This window comes from Allobranchiibius huperziae (genome assembly GCF_013410455.1).
In the GTDB taxonomy this organism is placed as follows: domain Bacteria; phylum Actinomycetota; class Actinomycetes; order Actinomycetales; family Dermatophilaceae; genus Allobranchiibius; species Allobranchiibius huperziae.
Genome location: NZ_JACCFW010000001.1, coordinates 1,757,493 through 1,775,793, shown reverse-complemented (window position 1 = coordinate 1,775,793; position 18,301 = coordinate 1,757,493). Strand labels below are relative to the sequence as shown.

16 protein-coding genes and 1 tRNA gene are annotated in these 18,301 nt (G+C 69.7%); 12 read left to right on the top strand and 5 right to left on the bottom strand.

All coding sequences use genetic code 11. The features are described from left to right. Positions 1 to 5 precede the first annotated feature (5 nt). Together HNR15_RS08440 and HNR15_RS08435 are read left to right on the top strand one after the other, a co-directional pair. A complete protein-coding gene (locus HNR15_RS08440; RefSeq protein ID WP_179480801.1) occupies positions 6 to 2,657 on the top strand; it encodes a circularly permuted type 2 ATP-grasp protein in 2,652 nt (883 codons plus the stop codon). Further along, positions 2,654 to 3,598 (top strand): transglutaminase N-terminal domain-containing protein, encoded by a 945-nt coding sequence (locus tag HNR15_RS08435; RefSeq protein WP_179480799.1) that lies wholly within the window; start codon positions 2,654 to 2,656, stop codon positions 3,596 to 3,598. Before HNR15_RS08440 ends, HNR15_RS08435 begins: the two co-directional genes overlap by 4 nt. A 140-nt stretch (positions 3,599 to 3,738) precedes the next feature. Here HNR15_RS08435 and gad read toward each other — a convergent pair whose 3' ends face one another. Then, positions 3,739 to 5,142 (bottom strand): glutamate decarboxylase, encoded by a 1,404-nt coding sequence (gene gad, locus HNR15_RS08430; protein WP_179480797.1) that lies wholly within the window; start codon positions 5,140 to 5,142, stop codon positions 3,739 to 3,741. A gap of 490 nt (positions 5,143 to 5,632) precedes the next feature. Here gad and HNR15_RS08425 point away from each other — a divergent pair, with 490 nt between their 5' ends. Next, on the top strand, positions 5,633 to 6,820 hold the full coding sequence (locus HNR15_RS08425) for a glycoside hydrolase 5 family protein (RefSeq protein ID WP_179480795.1): 1,188 nt from the start codon (positions 5,633 to 5,635) through the stop codon (positions 6,818 to 6,820). Positions 6,821 to 7,149: 329 nt separating this feature from the next. On the opposite strand, the gene HNR15_RS08420 is transcribed toward HNR15_RS08425, so the two are convergent. Together HNR15_RS08420 and HNR15_RS08415 are read right to left on the bottom strand one after the other, a co-directional pair. Further along, positions 7,150 to 7,238 (bottom strand) — tRNA-Leu (locus HNR15_RS08420). A 122-nt stretch (positions 7,239 to 7,360) separates the two neighbouring features. Further along, positions 7,361 to 8,557, bottom strand: a complete 1,197-nt coding sequence (locus tag HNR15_RS08415; RefSeq protein WP_179480792.1) for a PQQ-dependent sugar dehydrogenase — start codon at positions 8,555 to 8,557, stop codon at positions 7,361 to 7,363. A 119-nt stretch (positions 8,558 to 8,676) separates the two neighbouring features. Here HNR15_RS08415 and HNR15_RS08410 point away from each other — a divergent pair, with 119 nt between their 5' ends. Genes HNR15_RS08410 through HNR15_RS08400 form a run of 3 tightly spaced genes read left to right on the top strand, consistent with a single transcriptional unit; the run spans position 8,677 to position 11,977 of the window. Continuing rightward, positions 8,677 to 9,075, top strand: coding sequence for a hypothetical protein (locus HNR15_RS08410; RefSeq protein ID WP_179480790.1), 399 nt, complete (start codon positions 8,677 to 8,679; stop codon positions 9,073 to 9,075). A gap of 35 nt (positions 9,076 to 9,110) precedes the next feature. After that, complete coding sequence (locus HNR15_RS08405) at positions 9,111 to 10,661, top strand: ATP-dependent DNA ligase (RefSeq protein ID WP_179480787.1); 1,551 nt, start codon at positions 9,111 to 9,113, stop codon at positions 10,659 to 10,661. Further along, on the top strand, positions 10,658 to 11,977 hold the full coding sequence (locus HNR15_RS08400; RefSeq protein ID WP_179480785.1) for a M20/M25/M40 family metallo-hydrolase: 1,320 nt from the start codon (positions 10,658 to 10,660) through the stop codon (positions 11,975 to 11,977). The genes HNR15_RS08405 and HNR15_RS08400 overlap by 4 nt, the downstream gene beginning before the upstream one ends. Positions 11,978 to 12,001: 24 nt before the next feature. Here the strand turns inward: HNR15_RS08400 and HNR15_RS08395 are convergent, their stop codons facing one another. Then, complete coding sequence (locus HNR15_RS08395) at positions 12,002 to 12,187, bottom strand: DUF5703 family protein (RefSeq protein ID WP_179480782.1); 186 nt, start codon at positions 12,185 to 12,187, stop codon at positions 12,002 to 12,004. 39 nt (positions 12,188 to 12,226) lie between these two features. Between HNR15_RS08395 and HNR15_RS08390 the strand changes: the two genes are divergently transcribed. Next, positions 12,227 to 12,595 (top strand): primosomal protein, encoded by a 369-nt coding sequence (locus tag HNR15_RS08390; protein ID WP_179480780.1) that lies wholly within the window; start codon positions 12,227 to 12,229, stop codon positions 12,593 to 12,595. Positions 12,596 to 12,637: 42 nt separating this feature from the next. Here HNR15_RS08390 and HNR15_RS08385 read toward each other — a convergent pair whose 3' ends face one another. Then, positions 12,638 to 13,573: an aldo/keto reductase gene (locus HNR15_RS08385; RefSeq protein WP_218884149.1), complete on the bottom strand. Its 936-nt coding sequence runs from the start codon at positions 13,571 to 13,573 to the stop codon at positions 12,638 to 12,640. A gap of 51 nt (positions 13,574 to 13,624) precedes the next feature. On the opposite strand from HNR15_RS08385, the gene HNR15_RS08380 reads away from it, so the two are divergent. Genes HNR15_RS08380 through mshC form a run of 5 tightly spaced genes read left to right on the top strand, consistent with a single transcriptional unit; the run spans position 13,625 to position 18,104 of the window. Next, on the top strand, positions 13,625 to 14,686 hold the full coding sequence (locus tag HNR15_RS08380; RefSeq protein ID WP_179480776.1) for an LLM class F420-dependent oxidoreductase: 1,062 nt from the start codon (positions 13,625 to 13,627) through the stop codon (positions 14,684 to 14,686). After that, positions 14,686 to 15,504, top strand: a complete 819-nt coding sequence (locus tag HNR15_RS08375; RefSeq protein ID WP_179480774.1) for a histidine phosphatase family protein — start codon at positions 14,686 to 14,688, stop codon at positions 15,502 to 15,504. The genes HNR15_RS08380 and HNR15_RS08375 overlap by 1 nt, the downstream gene beginning before the upstream one ends. A 9-nt stretch (positions 15,505 to 15,513) precedes the next feature. Beyond that, on the top strand, positions 15,514 to 16,053 hold the full coding sequence (locus tag HNR15_RS08370; RefSeq protein WP_179480772.1) for a DUF3090 domain-containing protein: 540 nt from the start codon (positions 15,514 to 15,516) through the stop codon (positions 16,051 to 16,053). Further along, the gene (locus HNR15_RS08365) at positions 16,031 to 16,834 is read left to right on the top strand and encodes an SCO1664 family protein (RefSeq protein ID WP_218883615.1); all 804 of its coding nucleotides are present in this window, start codon (positions 16,031 to 16,033) and stop codon (positions 16,832 to 16,834) included. The genes HNR15_RS08370 and HNR15_RS08365 overlap by 23 nt, the downstream gene beginning before the upstream one ends. 19 nt (positions 16,835 to 16,853) lie before the next feature. Then, positions 16,854 to 18,104: a cysteine--1-D-myo-inosityl 2-amino-2-deoxy-alpha-D-glucopyranoside ligase gene (gene mshC / locus HNR15_RS08360; protein ID WP_179480768.1), complete on the top strand. Its 1,251-nt coding sequence runs from the start codon at positions 16,854 to 16,856 to the stop codon at positions 18,102 to 18,104. Positions 18,105 to 18,301: the final 197 nt, after the last annotated feature.

Genomic DNA, 18,301 nt, shown 5'->3' with positions numbered 1-18,301 from the left:
GAACCATGACGACCTCCGCCGACGTGATCGAGCGCTACCGCGACAGCCTCTCCGACGCCCGATCACCGCTCGCCGGACAGGATCTCGGCATCCCGTACGACGAGACGTTCGGCGCTGACGGCCCCCTCGCCCCCAGCGCAGACCTCGTGCGCGACATGGGCGCGCTCGGCGCGGGCGGCCTGCGGTCGCTGCAGGCCGGGGTGCGCCGCCTGGTCAACGACGACGGCATCACCTACGGCGTGGCGCCCGAGGGCCGTCGAGCCGGCCGGTGGCGCCTGGACGCGCTCCCGGTCATCCTCGACCGCGCCCAGTGGCAGGTCATCGAATCGGGCCTGTCCCAGCGGGCCGAGCTGCTCGATGCGCTGCTGACCGACCTCTACGGCGCGCAGCGACTGCTGGCCGACGGCACCATCCCGGCCGCTGCGGTCTTCGGGCACGCAGGGTTCCTGCCCGCGGCGTACGGCACCTCGCTGCCCGGCCCGCGGCAGCTGATCCTGCCCAGCACCGACCTCGCCCGTGACGCCGACGGTCGGTGGACGGCGCTGGCCGACCGGGCGCAGGCCCCGTCCGGCGCCGGATACGCGATGGCCGACCGACGGATCGTCGCGCGCGCCCTGCCCGGCCTCTACCGCACCACCGAGCTGAGCCGGCTGCGCGGCTTCTTCGACGACGTGCGCGACGCCCTGCTGGCGGTCGCCCACGAGCGCGACCGCCAGCCGCGGGTCGTGCTGCTGTCACCCGGCCCGGCGAGCGAGACCGCGTTCGACCAGGCCTTCGTCGCCACCCTGCTCGGGCTGCCCCTGGTGCAGTCGGAGGACCTCGGCATGCGTGACGGCAAGGTCTGGTTGCGCACGACGGGCCGCGAGGAGCAGGTCGACGTGATCCTGCGGCGCGTCGACGCGTCCTGGTCGGACCCGCTCGATCTGCGCGCCGGCTCCCGGCTCGGCATCCCCGGGCTCGTCGAGGCGACCCGCAGCGGCCACGTGAGCGTGGTCAACCCGCTCGGTGCGGGCGTCCTGGAGAACCCAGCGCTGGCTCCCTACCTCGACCGGGCCAGCCGCGCACTGCTCGGTGAGGAGCTGCGGTTGCCGTCGGTGCGCACGCTCTGGTGCGGCGACGACGAGGCCCGCCGCGAAGGGCTCGCACGGCTCGGCGAACTCGTCATCACCCCGATCGACCGGGAGACGGGGGAGCCGACCGTCTTCGGGTGGGAGCGCACGCACGCCCAGCTCGCCGACCTGAAGGCGCAGATCGAGAGCGAGCCGTGGCGCTGGACCCTGCAGGAGCCGGTCGCGATGTCGACCACTCCGGTCGTCGCGGACGACGGGCTCGCTCCGCGACGTCTGGTGCTGCGCGCGTTCGGCGTCGCCAGCGACGACGGATACCGTTGGATGCCAGGTGGTTTGGGCCGGCTGTCGCGGGACGAGACCAGCCGTCTGGTGTCCAACGCGGCGGGCGGGCAGGCCAAGGACGTCTGGGTCCTCGCGTCCGCCGACATCGAACGCACCGACCGCGACAACGCCCACCTGTGGCTCGCGCGGCCGCTGCCGGGCATGTACCGCTCGGTCGCCCTCGCGCCGCGCGCCGCCGGCGACCTCTTCTGGCTCGGTCGTTACACCGAGCGCGCAGAGTCCTCCACCCGGCTCGCGCTGATCTGCGACGACCTCGTCGCGGACCACCTGCGGCGGTCGGCCTCACCGGGGTACGCCGCGATGGCGGTGCTGCTCGCAGCGCTCACCGAACTGACCACTGTGCGGCCGGGATTCACCGGAGCGCACGCGGAGACGGCTCTCGCGGCGCCGGTGCGCGAGTTGCGGATCCTGCTGGGCGACTCCGCCCGCATCGGCACCATCGCCTACGACATCGAGGCCGTCGTGCGCACCGCGCACGCCGCCCGCGAACTGCTGTCCGTCGACACCTGGCGCGTGCTCGGCCGGCTGCAGGAGGCGCTGGACGGGCTGCCGGAGGACGGCGACGGCGCCGACGACCCTGTGCAGGACGTGCTCGGCCAGGCACTGGAGCTGCTGATCGCGCTGGCCGGGCTCAACGCCGAGAGCATGGTGCGCGATCTGGCGTGGGCGTTCCTGGACGCCGGGCGGCGTACCGAACGGGCGCTACGTACCGTCGACCTGCTGCGCCAGACCCTCGCGCAGGAGCGCCCGCCGGTCGTGGACGGCCAGCTGACCGAATCGGTGCTGCGCGCGTGCGACAGCCTGATCACCCACCGTCGCCGGCTGACGGCGGGTCAGGGGCCGGCATCCCCGGTGCAGGCAGCACTGGACCTGCTGCTGCTCGACCCGGCCAACCCGCGCTCGGTCCGTTTCCAGCTCGACCAGCTGGAGATCGCGCTGCGCGAGGTGCCGAACGCCGAGGTCACGCTCCAGATCGCGCAGATCCGTGGGCTGCTCACGGGTGTCGACCTCGACGAGATCTGCGCGGCCCGGCGTACCGGACTGCAGCAGCTCGGTCACGACCTGCACGAGCAACTCACCGCGCTCGGCGCGGCGATCGAGAACGCGCACTTCGGTCGTCCGAGCACTCAGCAGGCGATGCGGGTCAGCGAGCTGATCGAGCCCGAGGGGTTCGCTCAGGGGATGGATGGCGGGCTCACCCAGCAGCTCGGCGGCATGACCCAGACGATGGCGGGGGACTCGTGATCACCACGCAGCTGCACGCGACCCGGTGGTACGAGGTGCGGCACCGCACCAACTACTACTACGAGGACTACGTCACCGCGTCGTACGGGCGGGCCTGCCTGCGCCCGAGGGCGACCCCGCACCAGCAGGTCACGTCCAACGTGGTCGAGGTCAGACCGGGGGCGGATGTGCTCACCGAGCACACCGACCTCTTCGGCAACTTCAGCCACTACCTCGAGGTCCGCACCCGGCACACCGAGCTGCGGGTGTCCAAGACCAGCGTCCTGTCGGTCACCGTGCCCGAGGTGGACGTCGATGCGTTGAATCGCTGGACCGTCGCCTCGGCGGCGCGCGACCTGCGCGAGTCCGCGGACGTGCCGCGGGCGACGTACGCGGCGTACACACTGCCCTCCAGCCTCGTGGAGCTCACCCCCGCAGTGCGGGAGTACGCCGCGTCGATCCTGCCGCCCGACCGTCCCCTCGGTGAGGCGCTGGCCGACCTCTACCACCGGGTGTTCGAGGACTTCCAGTACGCGAAGGGCGCGACGGGGGTGTCGACCACGCTGGACGAGGTGCTCGCGAACCGGCGTGGCGTCTGCCAGGACTTCGCACACCTGGGGGCAGGGTGCCTGCGGGCCGTCGGGCTGCCCGGCCGGTACGTCAGCGGGTACATCGAGACGGCGCCCCCGAAGGGAAGGCCCAAACTCGAGGGGTCGGACGCGACGCACGCCTGGGTCGCGGCGATGGTCCCCGGCGGCGGCTGGGTCGACCTGGACCCCACCAACGACCACTTCGCCGACTCCCGCTACCTCACGACCGCGTGGGGCCGCGACTTCCGTGACGTGTCGCCGTTGCGCGGGGTCATCTACACCGAGAGCAAGACCAGTCGCCTCGAAGTGCTGGTCGACGTCATTCCACTGGACCCCGCCGACCTGCCGCCTCGGCTGCTGTCGGTGACCTGAGCCGCGCTGCGCCCCCGGTAGCTGCCGTCGTACGTCGTGGAGGGGGTTTTGCGTCTGTGGCCAGGGCTGCAGCACTGTCCGCGGACGCAGAACGCCCACCTCGTCGGGGACGAGGTGGGCGAAGGCGCCGGTCCGACCCCTCAGTGGTGGAAGGACGTCGGGCCGCTGCTGCCGACCTTCGCCACGTCCTTCTGCAGCGTCGTGGTGACCGACGTGAGGTCGTGCAGGAAGAGATCGGCGAGGTCACGGGAGAAACCGTGCCGGCAGACGATGCGCAGGACGGCGAGATCGGTGCGATCCTGCGGGAAGGTGTACGCGGGCACCTGCCAGCCGTGTTCGCGCAGGCCGCGGGAGACCGCGAAGACGTCCCACTCGGTGACGTCGTCGCTGGTGGTGAAGGCGAAGACCGGCAGCTGGTCCCCTCGGGTGATGAGCCGGTAGGGGCCGAGCTTCTCGACCTCGCCGGCCAGCCAGGTGGCGACGTCGCGGGACGCCTGCTGCACCGCGACGTACCCCTCGAATCCGAGGCGGAAGAACGTGTAGTACTGCGCGATGACCTCCGACCCCGGGCGGGAGAAGTTCAACGCGAACGTCGGCATGTCGCCGCCGAGGTAGTTGACGTTGAAGACCAGCTCCTTCGGCAGAGCGTCCGCGTCGCGCCAGATCGCCCAGCCGACACCGGGATACACCAGCCCGTACTTGTGACCTGAGGTGTTGATCGAGGCGACCCGGGGGAGGCGGAAGTCCCAGACGAGGTCGGGGTCGAGGAACGGAGCGATCATCCCGCCGGACGCGCCGTCGACGTGGATGGGGACGTCGGGCCCGCCGCTTGCCGCCAGCTCGTCCAGCGCGGCGGCGATGTCCGCGACCGGTTCGTAGCTGCCGTCGAAGGTGGATCCGAGGATCGCGACCACGCCGATGGTGTTCTCGTCGCAGTGGGCGACGGCCTGCTCCGCGCCCAGGTGCAGCCGGTCGCCCTCGACCGGGACGAGGCGCGGCTCGACGTCCCAGTAGCGGCAGAACTTCTCCCAGCAGACCTGCACGTTCGCGCCCATCACCAGGTTCGGCTTCCGCGAGGGGTCGGCACCGGTGCGGGCCGCCCAGCGGCGCTTGAGGGCCATCCCAGCGAGCATGCACGCCTCGCTGGATCCGGTCGTCGAGCATCCGGTCGCGACGTCGGCCTCGGGTGCGTGCCACAGGTCGGCGAGGATCGCCACGCACCGGTTCTCGATGGCGGCCGTCTGGGGGTATTCGTCCTTGTCGATCATGTTCTTGTCGACGGATTCGGCCATCAACTGGTGCGCCTGCGGCTCCATCCAGGTCGTGACGAACGTGGCCAGGTTGAGGCGGGCGCTGCCGTCGAGGAGCAGCTCGTCGTGGACCAGTTGGTACGCGACCTCCGGCGGCACCGGATGCTGCGACAGAGTGTTGAGGGGCGGGATGATCTCGTTCTCGAGCGCCGGGTTGGCGAGTCCCAGGAACGGGTTCCCCTCGCGCCGTCCTGGAGAGTGCCGGGCAGGGACGTTGTCACCGTGGAGGGCCATGAAGGTCACTATCCCAGCGGGACCTGCGCATTTGCTGCCGGATGGGCCAGCACGTCCCCGCCGTCCGTCGCCGCGGGGGTTCTGCGTCCGTGGCCAGGGCTGCAGCACTGGCCACAGACGCAGAACGCCCACCTCGTGATGGAGACGAGGTGGGCGTCCCGCGCGTCACCGGCCGCGCCGCGTGCTGGGCCGTCCACCTGTGGGGACAGGCACGTCGAGGCCCCCGAAGCATGCCCTCGACCAGCGCCGCTGCCGGCTGTCGGAGCTGGCCATGATCCGCCAGTCGGATGTACAAACCGACCAAGTAAATATGGGCCCTATGGACTTTCAGCTTGCAAGGTCTTAAAATGACTATCTAGCTGCCATCGGGATGACTGTCAGAGAGGCATCAATGACACACCATTCGGACATCCCCGCAGGTCGGCTTCCTTCGCGACGGAATATCTTGACCGGTGCGGGTGTGTTGGCTGCGATAGGAGCCGCCGGCGCCATGACTAGCGCATCGGCTCTCACGCGCGAGCCGATCCCTTCGACTACACCGTACGCCGATCGGTATGTAGGTGTTAGCAAAGGTCAGTTCGTACTGAACGGTCGAAACATACGTTTCGGCGGGGCGAACAACTACTACCTGCATCAGAAATCGCATTATGCGATCGATGCGTTGCTGAGCGACGCCGCAGCGATGGGTTTGTCGGTGATCCGTGCGTGGGCATTCGCTGACGGCATCAGTCCCATGTATGCAGCGTTGCAGCCACGCCCCTACGTTTACAACGAAGCTGCGTTCGATTCCCTGGATTACGCTGTGTGGAAAGCCGGCCAGCTAGGGATCCGCCTCGTGCTTGTCCTCACCAACAACTGGAAGGACTACGGGGGGATGCAACAGTACGTCTCGTGGTTCCTGCACAGCAATGCTGCGATTGATCACGATAAGTTCTATACCAACCGCGAGATAGTCGAATGCTACAAGGCGTACGCCCAGCATGTCATCCAACGGCGCAACCGATACACGGGGCTCGCTTACAACCAGGATCCGACGATCATGACGTTCGAGTTGGCCAACGAACCTCGTAACCGCAGTGATCCCTCGGGGGCCACGATCTTGGCATGGGTCGAAGAGATGAGCGCGTGGTTCAAGTCTTTGGCTCCGCGTCAGCTCGTAGCTATCGGCGACGAAGGTTTCTATGGGCGGGAAACGAGCCGCGATTATCCGTATTCTAATTACGAGGGTAATCACTGGGAACCGCTTCTCGCCGTCCCGCATGTCGATTACGGCACCGTGCACCTCTACCCCGCCGCCTGGGGCGAAACACCGAGCGGTAGACGCAGGGTTGATCCGGTCGCCTGGGGAACCACCTGGATCACCGACCACTTACGTGACGGCAAACGAATCGGCAAACCGGTGGTCATCGAAGAGTTTGGCCTGCAGGTCAACGCTCATGATGGGATCGCAACCGAGCGAGCGCGTACCGCCGGGTACGCGGCGTGGACCGATGCTGTCCAAGCTCATGGAGGCGCTGGCGACCAATTCTGGTTGCTCGCCTCGCGTGTAGGCAGCGGGTCGTACTACCCCGACTACGACGGTTTCACCATGTTTTGGGACAACCGCGCGTCCAACAAGACCAACGAAGCTGCTCATGTGCTCAGCACCCATGCCAAGCACATGTCCGGACGGGCGTAGCGTCCGCCCATTCGCTCGTCGACTTCAACTTCAGGAAGAGCTGACGTGGAGCCGCGGTTGATTCCGATTCCGCCTACCGCGGCACGTTTGGCGCACGGTGCTTCGCGCCAGGGCTCACCGGCGGGATCGCCGGAGTGCAAGACCGAACCAGTCCGAACCAACAAGGACCGGCATCCCTTCCCACGTCGGTGGAAGGGATGCCGGGTCCTGAAAAAGGTGGGTCTGGTCCAGTTTCGCCGAGAGGGCGCGCCCTTGTCGTGCCGACTTTGCTGTGGAACCCATTCGGCACGCTCGGAGGTCCCTGACCTGATAGGACCGCGAGCGAACTGTGGTGTCCGAGGGGGGACTTGAACCCCCACCCTCTAATACGAGGACTAGCACCTCAAGCTAGCGCGTCTGCCTATTCCGCCACCCGGACGAGGTGTACGACGGCCACCCTGGGAGGCGGGCCGACGACGCGAAAGGCTAGCACGCTGTAGGCCCGTGACCCGCATCGGCAGCAGCCGCCGGGCGACCGTCGTACGTCTGACGGGAGTCCGGTCAGGAGCTCGGCGCGTGCGGTGTCACCCGGAGCACCTTGTCGGCCTTCCCACCGTTGTCGGTGGTGACGTAGAGCGCCCCGCCGGGCCCGGTCTGGACCGTGCGCAGCCGCCCGAAGGTCTTGTTCAGCTCGGGCATCAGCTCTTGCCGGATAACCTTGCCGGCCTTGTCGAGGGTGAGGATGCGCACGCCCTCGCCCTTCAGCTCGGCGACGGCCAGCGCGCCGTTCCAGCGACCCCAGGCGGAGCCCTGGAGGAAGGTGATCCCGCACGTCGCGACCGTGCTCGAGCCCGACGACCACTGGGCCCGGATGGCGTGCGGGAACTTCTTCAGGTCGGTCATCGGCACTGACTCGTTGTAGCCCGGCACGGGGTCGTACCCGTAGTTGCCGCCGTTGTACGCGATGTTCGTCTCGTCGTCACGGGTGGTGCCCTGCTCCTGGGTCCACAGCTGCGAGGTGCCCGGGCGCATCGCGAGGCCCTGCACGTTGCGGTGCCCGTAGCTGGTCACGTACCGCGCGTTGCCGCCCTTGGAGTGGAACGGCGTGTTGGTGGGGATCTGCCCGTTGGCGCCGACCCGCAGGGTCTTGCCGCCGAGGGAGTAGAGGTTCTGCGGGTTCGTGCCGGTGGCGGCATCGCCCGTGCCGACCGCGAGCCAGTAGCCGGGCACGAACCGCAGTCGGCACCCGCTGTGCCGGCCGCTCGTCACCGGCAGCCCGGACAGGATCGTCTTCTCCCTCGTGGCCGACTTCCCGTCGTCGGACATCGCCCACCGGATGACCCGTGCGTCGACCGCCTTGCCGCCGCGCTCGTAGGTCTGGCACGTGTAGAAGTACCGGTGCACGGTCGTCGGATCGACGACCAGGCCCTCCAGACCGCCCTCGCTCTGCACGAAGAGGTCGCCCAGCGGAGCCTTGATCGTGCGCACGCTGCCGGACGCGGTGCGCATGGTGAGCACCCCCGGACGCTGGGTGGTGAGCATGTCGCCGTTGCGGAAGAACGAGACGTCCCACGGGTGGTCCAGGCCGGACATGACCGTCTGTACGGCGGGTGCCGCAGCCGCCTCGGCGGATCCGCTCGCGCTGCCGGACACCGCCGAACATGCCATCGTGACGGCGGCGGTGCCCGCGACCGCGGCGACGGTGAGGCCGGCGCGTAGCGAACGGGGGATACGGCGGTGACCGGTGTGAGGACTCATGAATCGACGCTAGACCGCGAGCCCCCACCTGTGGGGAGGCGTGCTCCGCCGCGTCCGGATGCTCCTCCAACCACTCGGACGCCCGCAGCGTCCTGGATACAGAGGGAAGGGGAGGACTGATGAAGCGGGTATCGGTGTGGGTCGCGGGCCTTTTGGCCGTGGCAGCTGCGGTCGGCGGCGGCATCTGGTACTTCCATGACGACGGGAGGGTCACCTACGACCGCCGCGATGTCGCCGTTCGCTCCTACGGCCCAGTGCCCGGGGATACGGCCGCCCTCAGCCTGAGATCCGCGATTCTGTCCTCGGGGGACCGGGACGTCGCCGCCACGGTGGTCAGTGAATCGTCGAGCCGGGTCGTCGTCGCCATGAGCTACGAGCAGTTCAACTGCAACGGCTGCGCCAGAACGGCGGTAGGGTTCCTCGCCTCCGCGACCGTCCACCTCCGCGCTCCCCTCGGGGGGCGCGTGGTCGTCGACCGGCTCACCGGCCACCCGGTGAGATACGCCGCGAACCCCTGACGCCGGGTGTCGGAGGGCAGCAGCACACTGGGCGGATGCTGCTCGCAGATCTGGTCGCCGTCTCCGCACAGGTAGGGGCCACGCGCTCGCGCAACGCCAAGACCCAGCTGGTCGCCGAAGTGCTGGCCGCCGCCGCTGAGGTGGAGCCGGACGAGGTGGAGGTCGTCGCGGCGTACCTCTCGGGTGTGCTGCCGCAACGCCGAGTCGGCGTGGGATACCGCACGCTCGCGGCGACCCCGGCGCCGTCCGCGACGCCTGGCCTCACCGTCGCGCAGACCGACGAGGCCATGGAGCAGCTCGCGGACGCCGGCGGACCCGGTTCGGCGGGTGCTCGCGAGCAGATCCTACGCACCCTGCTCGCGTCGGCCACCGCCGCCGAGCAGACCTTCCTCAAAGGCCTCATCACCGGAGAGCTGCGCCAGGGCGCCCAGGACGGCGTCATGCTGGCGGCGATCGCGTCGGCCGCGCAGGTGCCGGCGCCGGCAGTACGACGCGCGGTCATGCTGGCCGGCTTCACGGCGCCGGTCGCCTCGGCAGCGCTCCGCGGGGGTGCGCCGGCGCTCGCGGAGATCGGTCTGGTGCCAGGGCGTCCACTGCGGTCCATGCTGGCGGCGTCGGCGACCACCGTGGGCGACGCGATGCAGGCGGTCACGACTCCGGGCGACGCCGTGGGGGTGGAGTGCAAGCTCGACGGCATCCGCATCCAGGCCCACAAGCTGGACGAGGAGGTCCGCCTCTTCACTCGCAGCCTGGAGGAGGTCACCGACCGGCTCCCGGAGATCGTCGAGGCGGTGCTCGCCCTCCCCGGCGAGCAACTGGTGCTCGACGGTGAGGTGATCGCACTGCGCGAGGACGGGGTCCCGCAACCCTTCCAGGTGACCGGCGCTCGCACCGCGAGCCGCAAGGACCCGGCGCAGCTGCGGGTGGAGACACCCGTGACGCCGTGGTTCTTCGATGTGCTGCACATCGACGGCGACGACCTGATCGACGCACCCGCGCGCGAGCGTTGGGAGCGGCTGACCACGCTGGTGCCGCAGGACTACCTGATCCCACGGGTGCAGACCGCGGATCCGGAGGTCGCGCAGCGGTTCTTCCAGGAGAAGGTGTCGGCCGGCCACGAAGGCGTGGTCGTCAAGTCGCTCGATGCGCCGTACGCCGCCGGGCGTCGCGGTGCGGGGTGGGTGAAGGTCAAACCCCGGCACACCCTCGATCTCGTGGTGCTGGCCGTCGAGCGCGGCAGCGGACGGCGCACCGGCCTGCTGTCCAACATCCACCTCGGCGCTCGCGATCCGGAGTCGGGCGAGTTCGTGATGCTGGGCAAGACGTTCAAGGGGATGACCGACGAGATGCTGGCGTGGCAGACCGAGCGCTTCACCGAGCTGGCCACCGAGGACGACGGGTTGACCGTGACGGTGCGACCCGAACAGGTCGTCGAGATCGCCTTCGACGGTGTCCAGCGCTCGACCCGCTACCCAGGCGGGATGGCGCTGCGTTTCGCCCGCGTGCTGCGGTATCGCGACGACAAGCGGGCCGAGGAGGCCGACACCGTGGCGCTGGTGCGCGAGGTGGCACAGTGGGAGTCATGACTGACGTGCAGCCCGAAGACGAGGTCGTCCAGCTCTGCCAGGACCTGATCGGCATCGACACCAGCAACTACGGCGACGGCAGCGGCCCGGGGGAGCGCAAGGCCGCCGAGTACGTCATGGGCCGCCTCGAGGAGGTCGGCCTCGAGCCCGAGCTCGTCGAGAGCGAGCCCGGCCGGGCGAGCGTGCTGGTCCGGATCGAGGGCGAGGACTCCGAGAGGGGCGCCCTGGCCGTGCACGGCCACCTCGATGTCGTCCCCGCGAACGCCGAGGACTGGTCGGCCGATCCGTTCGGCGCCGAGATCCGCGACGACTGCGTATGGGGCCGTGGCGCGGTCGACATGAAGGACATGGACGCAATGATCCTGGCCTGCGTGCGCGAGCTGGCCCGCACCGGCAAGAAGCCCGCACGCGACCTCGTCATCGGGTTCCTGGCCGACGAGGAGGCCGGCGGCGTCAAGGGCTCGCAATGGCTCGTACAGAACCGCGCCGACCTCTTCGAGGGCGTGACCGAGGCGATCAGCGAGGTGGGCGGCTACTCCGTCACTGTCCGCAACAAGGAGGGTGCCGACCAGCGCGCCTATCTGCTGCAGACGGCGGAGAAGGGCATCGCCTGGCTCACGCTGCGCGCCCACGGCCGCGCCGGGCACGGATCCCTGGTCGCCGACGACAACGCCGTGGTGCACCTCGCCGCCGCGATCGCGCGCATCGACGCGCACCCGTGGCCGCGAGAGTTCATCGCCTCGGTCCGCGACCTGTTCGACGGCTTGTCGGACCTGACCGGCAAGCCCTACGACGACGACTCGATCGACGATCTGCTGCCCGACCTGGCCGGCGCGTCGGCGTTCGTCAACGCCACGCTGCGCAACACCGCGAACTTCACGATGCTGAACGCCGGCTACAAGCACAACGTCATCCCGCAGAGCGCGAGCGCGTCGCTGGACTGCCGCTTCCTGCCCGGTCACGAGGAGGAGATGATGTCGATCATCTCCGAGCTGGCCGGTGAGCACGTCGAGGTCGAGGTCGTGCACAAGGACATCGCGCTGGAGGCGCCGTACGACGCGCCGCTCGTGGAGAAGATGAAGCAGGCGCTCCTCGCCGAGGACCCTGGCGCCGCGATCCTGCCGTACTGCCTCTCCGGTGGCACCGACAACAAGGCGTTGGCCACCCTCGGCATCACCGGCTACGGATTCGCTCCGCTGCGGCTGCCCGCGGACCTGGACTTCTCGTCGATGTTCCACGGGGTCGACGAGCGGGTGCCGGTAGACGCGCTGAAGTTCGGCACGCGGGTGCTGGGCGGCTTCCTCGCCGACTGCTGACGGTCTGCGCCGCGCGGGACGTCGTCAGGCCGTGCGCTGCACGCGGATGATCTTGCGACGCAGCCACACTCGGCGATGACCGCCGATGTAGAGGCGGACGCGCGCGAGCTCCCAGTGGCCGTACTCGGCCTCATCCGCCAGGATCTGGCGGATGTCACCCCGGCTCGCGTGCCGCGGGAAGCGCAGCATGCGGTACTCGTACTCGATCATGACTGCCTATTGTGCGACACACCCGATACGGTCGGGGGCATGCCCATCGATCCGCGAGTTGCACTGCAGCGCTTCACCGACGCGCTCGAGGAGCACCTGGCCGCATCACGCGCGCGGCGGGGCGAGAACGATCCCGCGGTCGTCGAGGCGTACCGCCGGGTCGCCGACGCCTTCGACGCGTACGACGAGTCGTTGATGGATGCGTTCGGCGAGGTCACGCCCCTGGAGGTCTACGAAGGCGACGAGGACGAGGACGACCTCGACGACGACGACCTGGACGACGATGACGACGAGGCCTCGGACGATCTCGAGGATTCCGAGCTCGACGATCCGGACGAGGACGCCGCCGAGGACCTGGACGACGAGGACGTCGAGTTCGAGTCGGGCCCGGCCACGCCAGGTCGCTGAGGCATATCGGCCCGCGCGTGCGCCGCCGAGTCGCTCACGCCGTCATTCGGCGTGCAGCGACACCTCGTCGAGTGCGTCCCGGACCTGATCGGGCAGGTCGATCACGTCACTGCCCAGGGCCATCCGCAGCTGTCCCGGAGTCCGCGCGCCCACGATCGCCGTGGCGATGCCCGGCCGCTCCCGCAGCCACGTCAGCGCCACCTGCACCGGACTGATCCGCAGCCCCTCGGCGGCGGTCGCGACGGCGTCCACGATCGTGCCCGAGCCGGTGTCCACGCGTCGACGCGCCCAGTTGTCGTGACGCCCACCCGCGGCGCGTGAGTCGGCCGGGACCCCGTGTCGGTACTTGCCGGTCAGCACCCCGCCGCCCAGCGGCGCCCAGGCGAGGATCCCGGTGCCCAGGTGCTCGGCCGCCGGCAGCACGTCGGCGTCGGCGGTCCGGGCGACCAGGCTGTACTCGATCTGATCGGCCACGACCGGCACCCCCTCGGCCTGCAGCAGCGTCGCCATCCGCGCCAGCTGCCAGCCGTTGTGGTTGGAGATCCCGACGTACCGGGCGCGCCCGGACGAGACGGCGTACGCCATCGCCGAGACCGTCTCCTCGATGGGAGCGTTGTCGCCCCAGGCGTGCACAATCCACAGATCCACGTGGTCGGTGCGCAGCCGGCGCAGGGAGGCATCGAGCTGGTCCAGCAGGGTGCCGCGCGAGGTGTCGACGACGCGCGTGCCGGTGGTGCGGGATATCCCGGCCTTCGTGGCCAGCACGAACTCCTCGCGGCAGGACGCGGTCAGCGATCCCAGGATCTCCTCGCTGGCGCCGTCGCCGTACCCGTACGCGGTGTCGAGCAGGGTGCCGCCTGCGTCGCGGAAAGCGTCCAACAGCTCGGTCGCCGTGTCCTGGTCGACCTCACTGCCCCACCCCATCGTGCCGAGCGCCAGGGCACCCACCCGCAGACCGGACCGTCCCACCGTTCGCATGCGCACGGTGCACACCGTAGGCCCCGAAGCCGGTGCGTTAGCGTCTGGTCCATGCGACTTGGGCTCAACCTCGGCTACTGGGGCACGACCGGCACGGACGACCTGGAGAGCATGGTGACCCTCTCGCGCGAGGCGGATCGCCAGGGGTACGCCGTGGCGTGGCTCGCCGAGGCGTACGGCTCCGACATCCCCTCCCTCGCGGGGTACCTCGCAGCGCACACCCCGCAGATGGGGTGGGGCAGCGCCATCATGCAGATCCCGGCGCGGACACCCGCGATGACCGCGATGACCGCCGCCACGCTCGACCGGATCACCGGTGGGAAGTTCCACCTGGGGCTCGGCGTGTCCGGTCCGCAGGTCAGCGAGGGCTGGCACGGCGTGCGCTTCAACGATCCGCTGGGCCGCACGAGGGAGTACGTCGAGATCATCCGGGCGGCGTTCGCCCGCAAGAACGTCGAGCACGAGGGCAAGCACTTCCAGCTGCCCCTGCCCGACGGCCCGGGCAAGGCACTGCGCCTGCTCCTGCTGCCTGAGCGCCCCAACGTGCCGATCTACCTCGCATCGATCGGCCCCAAGAACCTGCAGCTGACCGGCGAGATCGCCGACGGCTGGCTCGGCATCTTCGTCAGCCCCGAGTACGTCGGCGAGCAGCTCGCCGCGATCCTGGCCGGCCGTCAGAAGGCCGGTCACGACGACCTGGCCGGTTTCGACGTCGCCGCCTCCGTGAGCGTGAGCGTCGACGACGACCTGGACGTCGCGGCTGACCGGCTGCGCGCGAACGCCGCCCTCTACATCGGCGGGATGGGCTCGCGGGACAAGAACTTCTACAACAAGCTCGCCGTGCGGATGGGCTTCGAGCAGGAGGCCGGCACGGTGCAGGACCTCTACCTGCAGCGCCAGCACCGCGAGGCCGCCGCAGCCGTCCCACGGGACTTCATCGACCAGACCTCGCTGATCGGGCCGCGCGACCGCATCGCGCAGCGGCTGCACCGGTACGCCGAGGCGGGCGTCACGACCATCAACGTCGCGCCGGTCGGCGACACGCTCGAGGATCGGCTGGCCACCCTGGTGCTCATGCGCGAGGTGCTCGACGGCGAGGGTCTCGCCGACTGATGGCGACCCTTCTGCTCCTTCGCCACGGCCGCAGTTCGGCCAATACTGCCGGTGTCCTTGCCGGTTGGACACCCGACGTCCACCTCGACGACACCGGCCGGGAGCAGGTCAAGCGGCTGTCCGAGCAGCTCGCGGACCTCCCGCTGGCGCGCATCGTCTCCAGTCCGCTCGAACGCTGCCAGGAGACGGCCGCCGCCGTGGCCGCTCCCCACGCCGGTCTCCAGGTCGAGACCGACGAGGACCTGGGGGAGTGCAAGTACGGCGCGTGGACCGGCCGCAAGATCTCCGAGCTCGCCAAGGAACCGCTGTGGCGCACCGTGCAGGACCACCCGGCGGGTGCCGTCTTCCCTCCTTCTGAGGACTTCGAGTCCGAATCGCTGGCGGGGATGCACGCCCGCGCGGTCGCCGCGGTACGACGGTTGGACGCGGAGATCGAGGCCCAGCACGGCAACCAGGCGGTCTGGTGCGCGGTCTCGCACGGTGACGTGATCAAGGCGATCCTGGCGGACGCGCTCGGACTGCACCTCGACCAGTTCCAGCGGATCATGACGGGCCCGGCGTCGCTGTCGGTGGTGCGCTACACCCCGAACCGGCCGTTCGTCGTACGCGTCAACGACCAGGCGCGCGACGTCGCGGATCTCATGCCGACCAAGCAGGAGTCCAGCGGTGACGCCACCCCCGGTGGCTCCACCGGAGTCCCGGTGGAGTCCGATCAGGACACGGCGACGACCGGCTCCGACAGCGCGGGCGGGGCCGCAGGTCACGACACGGTCGCGACCGGGTCCACCGGGTCATCTGCCGTCGATGTCGCCGATTAGAGTCTGAGCATGCGTTTGTTGGAGTTCGAGCACCCGGACCGGTTCGTGGCCGGCACCGTGGGCCCACCCGGAGGACGCACCTTCTTCCTGCAGGCCGTCCAGGGCCGCGCTGTGGTGTCCGTGTCGCTGGAGAAGGAGCAGGTGGCGGTGCTCGCCGAGCGCGTCAACGACCTGCTCGACGAGGTCGACGCGACCGCCGACGTCCCGCAGGCTCCGCAGGACAACGACCCGCTGAGCACGCCCATCGACGACGAGTTCCGGGTCAGCACCATGAGCCTGGCGTGGGAGGCCGACCGCAAGGTGGTCATCATCGAGTGCCACGACCGCGAGGTGTCACTCGAACCCGACGAGACCGGCGCCGACCTCGTCGAGGTGACCGAGCCGGACGCGAGCCTGATGCGGGTCGTCCTTCGACCCGAGTTGGCACGCGAGTTCGCCCGCCGCAGCCTGGCCGCCGTCGCGAGCGGCCGTCCGCCGTGCCCGTTCTGTGGAGAACCCCTCGAACCCACCGGCCATGTCTGCCCCCGTGCCAACGGCTACCGACGCTAGCTCCGACGACATCCTCGCGATTCTGGGCGAGGGCGAGTTGGAGATCGAGGGCCGGTTGGTCGACGCCTCCAACGTCGCACTGCGGGTCTGGGCCGGCATCGACGACCCGATCGCCGCTGTCTACAAGCCGATTCGCGGGGAGCGTCCCTTGTGGGACTTCCCGGATGACTCCCTGGCCGCCCGCGAGGTGGCGGCGTTCACGGTGTCCGACGTCGGCGGCTGGGACCTCGTGCCTCCGACGGTCCTGCGCGAAGGCCCCCTCGGTGCGGGCTCGGTGCAGCAGTGGGTCGGTCCGCTGGACGAACGGCCCGATCACGAGCTGTTGCGGGTCGACCGGGGCTCGGACGTGCCCGAGGGCTACGTGCCCATCTGGTCGGTGCTCGACGACTACGACCGGTCCCAGATCGTGTCGCACTCGACCACTCAGGCGCTACGCGACCTCGCCGTGCTCGACGCGGTCATGAACAACGCGGACCGCAAGGCCAGCGCGATCATCGTGGACGAGGGCCGGGTGTGGGCGATCGACCAGGGACTCTGCTTCAACTCCGCACCGAAGCTGCGGACCTGCCTCTGGGGTTTCGCCGGCGACCCGATCGACCAGGAGAACCTGCTGCGCCTGGAGCGGCTCGCGACGTTCCTGCGGGAGGACAAACCCCTCGAAGGACTGCTGACGGAGGTCGAGCTCGAGGCCCTGCGGTCACGGTGTGCCCGGCTGCTGCGGGAGGAGACCTACCCGAAGGTGCCTGAGGGGCGTACACCTCTTCCGTGGCCGCTCTGGTGACCCGGATAGGCTGACCGGCGTGAAGTCGTGGCCCTCTCCGAAGATTCCCACCATCGAGGGCAGCGGCCAGGACCTGAGGTTGCACAACCCGGTCACCGGTGCGCTCGACACCGTCGAGCTGCGCGACGACACCGCCCGGATGTACGTCTGCGGGATCACGCCGTACGACGCCACGCACCTCGGTCACGCCGCGACGTACGTGACCTTCGACCTGGCGGCTCGCGTCTGGCTCGACGCCGGGCGCCAGGTGCTCTACGTGCAGAACGTCACCGACATCGACGACCCGCTCCTGGAGCGCGCCGCCCGCGACGGCATCGACTGGCGCGACCTCGCTCACCGTGAGGTGTCGCTCTTCCAGGACGACATGACGGCGTTGCGGGTGCTCGCGCCGGACCACTTCGTCAGCGTGGTCGAGACGATGCCGCGGCACGTCGACGTTGTCAGCCGACTGCTCGCCTCCGGCGCGGCGTACACCGTTGCGATCCCCGAGGGCGACGACGCGTTGGACGGCGCGGCCGACGTCTACCTCGACGTGTCCCAGCAGTCGTCGTTCGGCGACGTCAGCGGATGGGACCGCGCCCAGATGATGTCCGTCTTCGCCGACCGTGGGGGAGACCCCGACCGTGCCGGCAAGCGTGACCAGCTCGATCCCCTCTTGTGGCGTGGTGCCCGTGAGGGCGAGCCGTCGTGGGACGGCGGCGCGGTCGGCCCGGGTCGCCCGGGCTGGCACGTGGAGTGCACCACCATCGCGCTCGACCACCTCGGCATGGGTTTCGAGCTGCAGGGCGGCGGGACCGACCTGCGCTTCCCGCACCACGAGATGAGTGCGGTGCAGGCCGTGGCACTCACCGGTGACAAGCCGTTCGCCGAGCACTACGCCCGTCAGGCCATGGTCGGCTACGACGGCGAGAAGATGAGCAAGTCCAAGGGCAACCTGGTGCGGGTGTCGGAGCTGACCCGCGCCGGGCACGACCCGATGGCGGTGCGCCTCGTGCTGCTCGACCAGCACTACCGCACCGAATGGGAGTACACCCCCGAGCTGCTCGCTGCGGCCGAGCAGCGGCTCGAGCGTTGGCGGGCCGCGGTGACCCGCGGTGCGGATGAAGGCGCCGAAGTGCTCGTCGACGGCATCCGTCGCGCGCTCTGCGACGACCTGGACGCGCCGCGTGCACTGCAGCTGATCGACGAATGGTGCACGGCGGCCACTGCAGACGGCGGTTCGCCGGCGGTGGCGCGGGCCGTCGACGCGCTGCTCGGCATCGCCCTCTGACCTGCTCGTATCCCGCCCGGGCCTCCGTGCTCTGCGCTCCCCGCTTGCTTTCACCCTGACGGCGTTCGCGTCCGTTGACGGCCTTTGAACGCCGTCAACGAACGTGAACGCCGTCAGCGTCATGCCGCGTGTCCGGTGCCGGGTCGCTGGGGCATGACCCGAGAACGTGCACCCTACGGCCCAGCGGATCTGGTCAA

Bases quoted from the DNA above. Each gene is read 5' to 3' on its own strand.
- HNR15_RS08425 (WP_179480795.1), top strand. From the start codon at position 5,633: ATGACTAGCGCATCGGCTCTCACGCGCGAGCCGATCCCTTCGACTACA.
- HNR15_RS08370 (WP_179480772.1), top strand. From the start codon at position 15,514: ATGCGTTTGTTGGAGTTCGAGCACCCGGACCGGTTCGTGGCCGGCACC.
- HNR15_RS08405 (WP_179480787.1), top strand. From the start codon at position 9,111: ATGCTGCTCGCAGATCTGGTCGCCGTCTCCGCACAGGTAGGGGCCACG.
- HNR15_RS08395 (WP_179480782.1), bottom strand. From the start codon at position 12,187: ATGATCGAGTACGAGTACCGCATGCTGCGCTTCCCGCGGCACGCGAGC.
- gad (WP_179480797.1), bottom strand. From the start codon at position 5,142: ATGGCCCTCCACGGTGACAACGTCCCTGCCCGGCACTCTCCAGGACGG.
- HNR15_RS08385 (WP_218884149.1), bottom strand. From the start codon at position 13,573: ATGCGAACGGTGGGACGGTCCGGTCTGCGGGTGGGTGCCCTGGCGCTC.
- HNR15_RS08415 (WP_179480792.1), bottom strand. From the start codon at position 8,557: ATGAGTCCTCACACCGGTCACCGCCGTATCCCCCGTTCGCTACGCGCC.
- HNR15_RS08375 (WP_179480774.1), top strand. From the start codon at position 14,686: ATGGCGACCCTTCTGCTCCTTCGCCACGGCCGCAGTTCGGCCAATACT.
- HNR15_RS08410 (WP_179480790.1), top strand. From the start codon at position 8,677: ATGAAGCGGGTATCGGTGTGGGTCGCGGGCCTTTTGGCCGTGGCAGCT.
- HNR15_RS08440 (WP_179480801.1), top strand. From the start codon at position 6: ATGACGACCTCCGCCGACGTGATCGAGCGCTACCGCGACAGCCTCTCC.
- HNR15_RS08380 (WP_179480776.1), top strand. From the start codon at position 13,625: ATGCGACTTGGGCTCAACCTCGGCTACTGGGGCACGACCGGCACGGAC.
- HNR15_RS08400 (WP_179480785.1), top strand. From the start codon at position 10,658: ATGACTGACGTGCAGCCCGAAGACGAGGTCGTCCAGCTCTGCCAGGAC.
- HNR15_RS08390 (WP_179480780.1), top strand. From the start codon at position 12,227: ATGCCCATCGATCCGCGAGTTGCACTGCAGCGCTTCACCGACGCGCTC.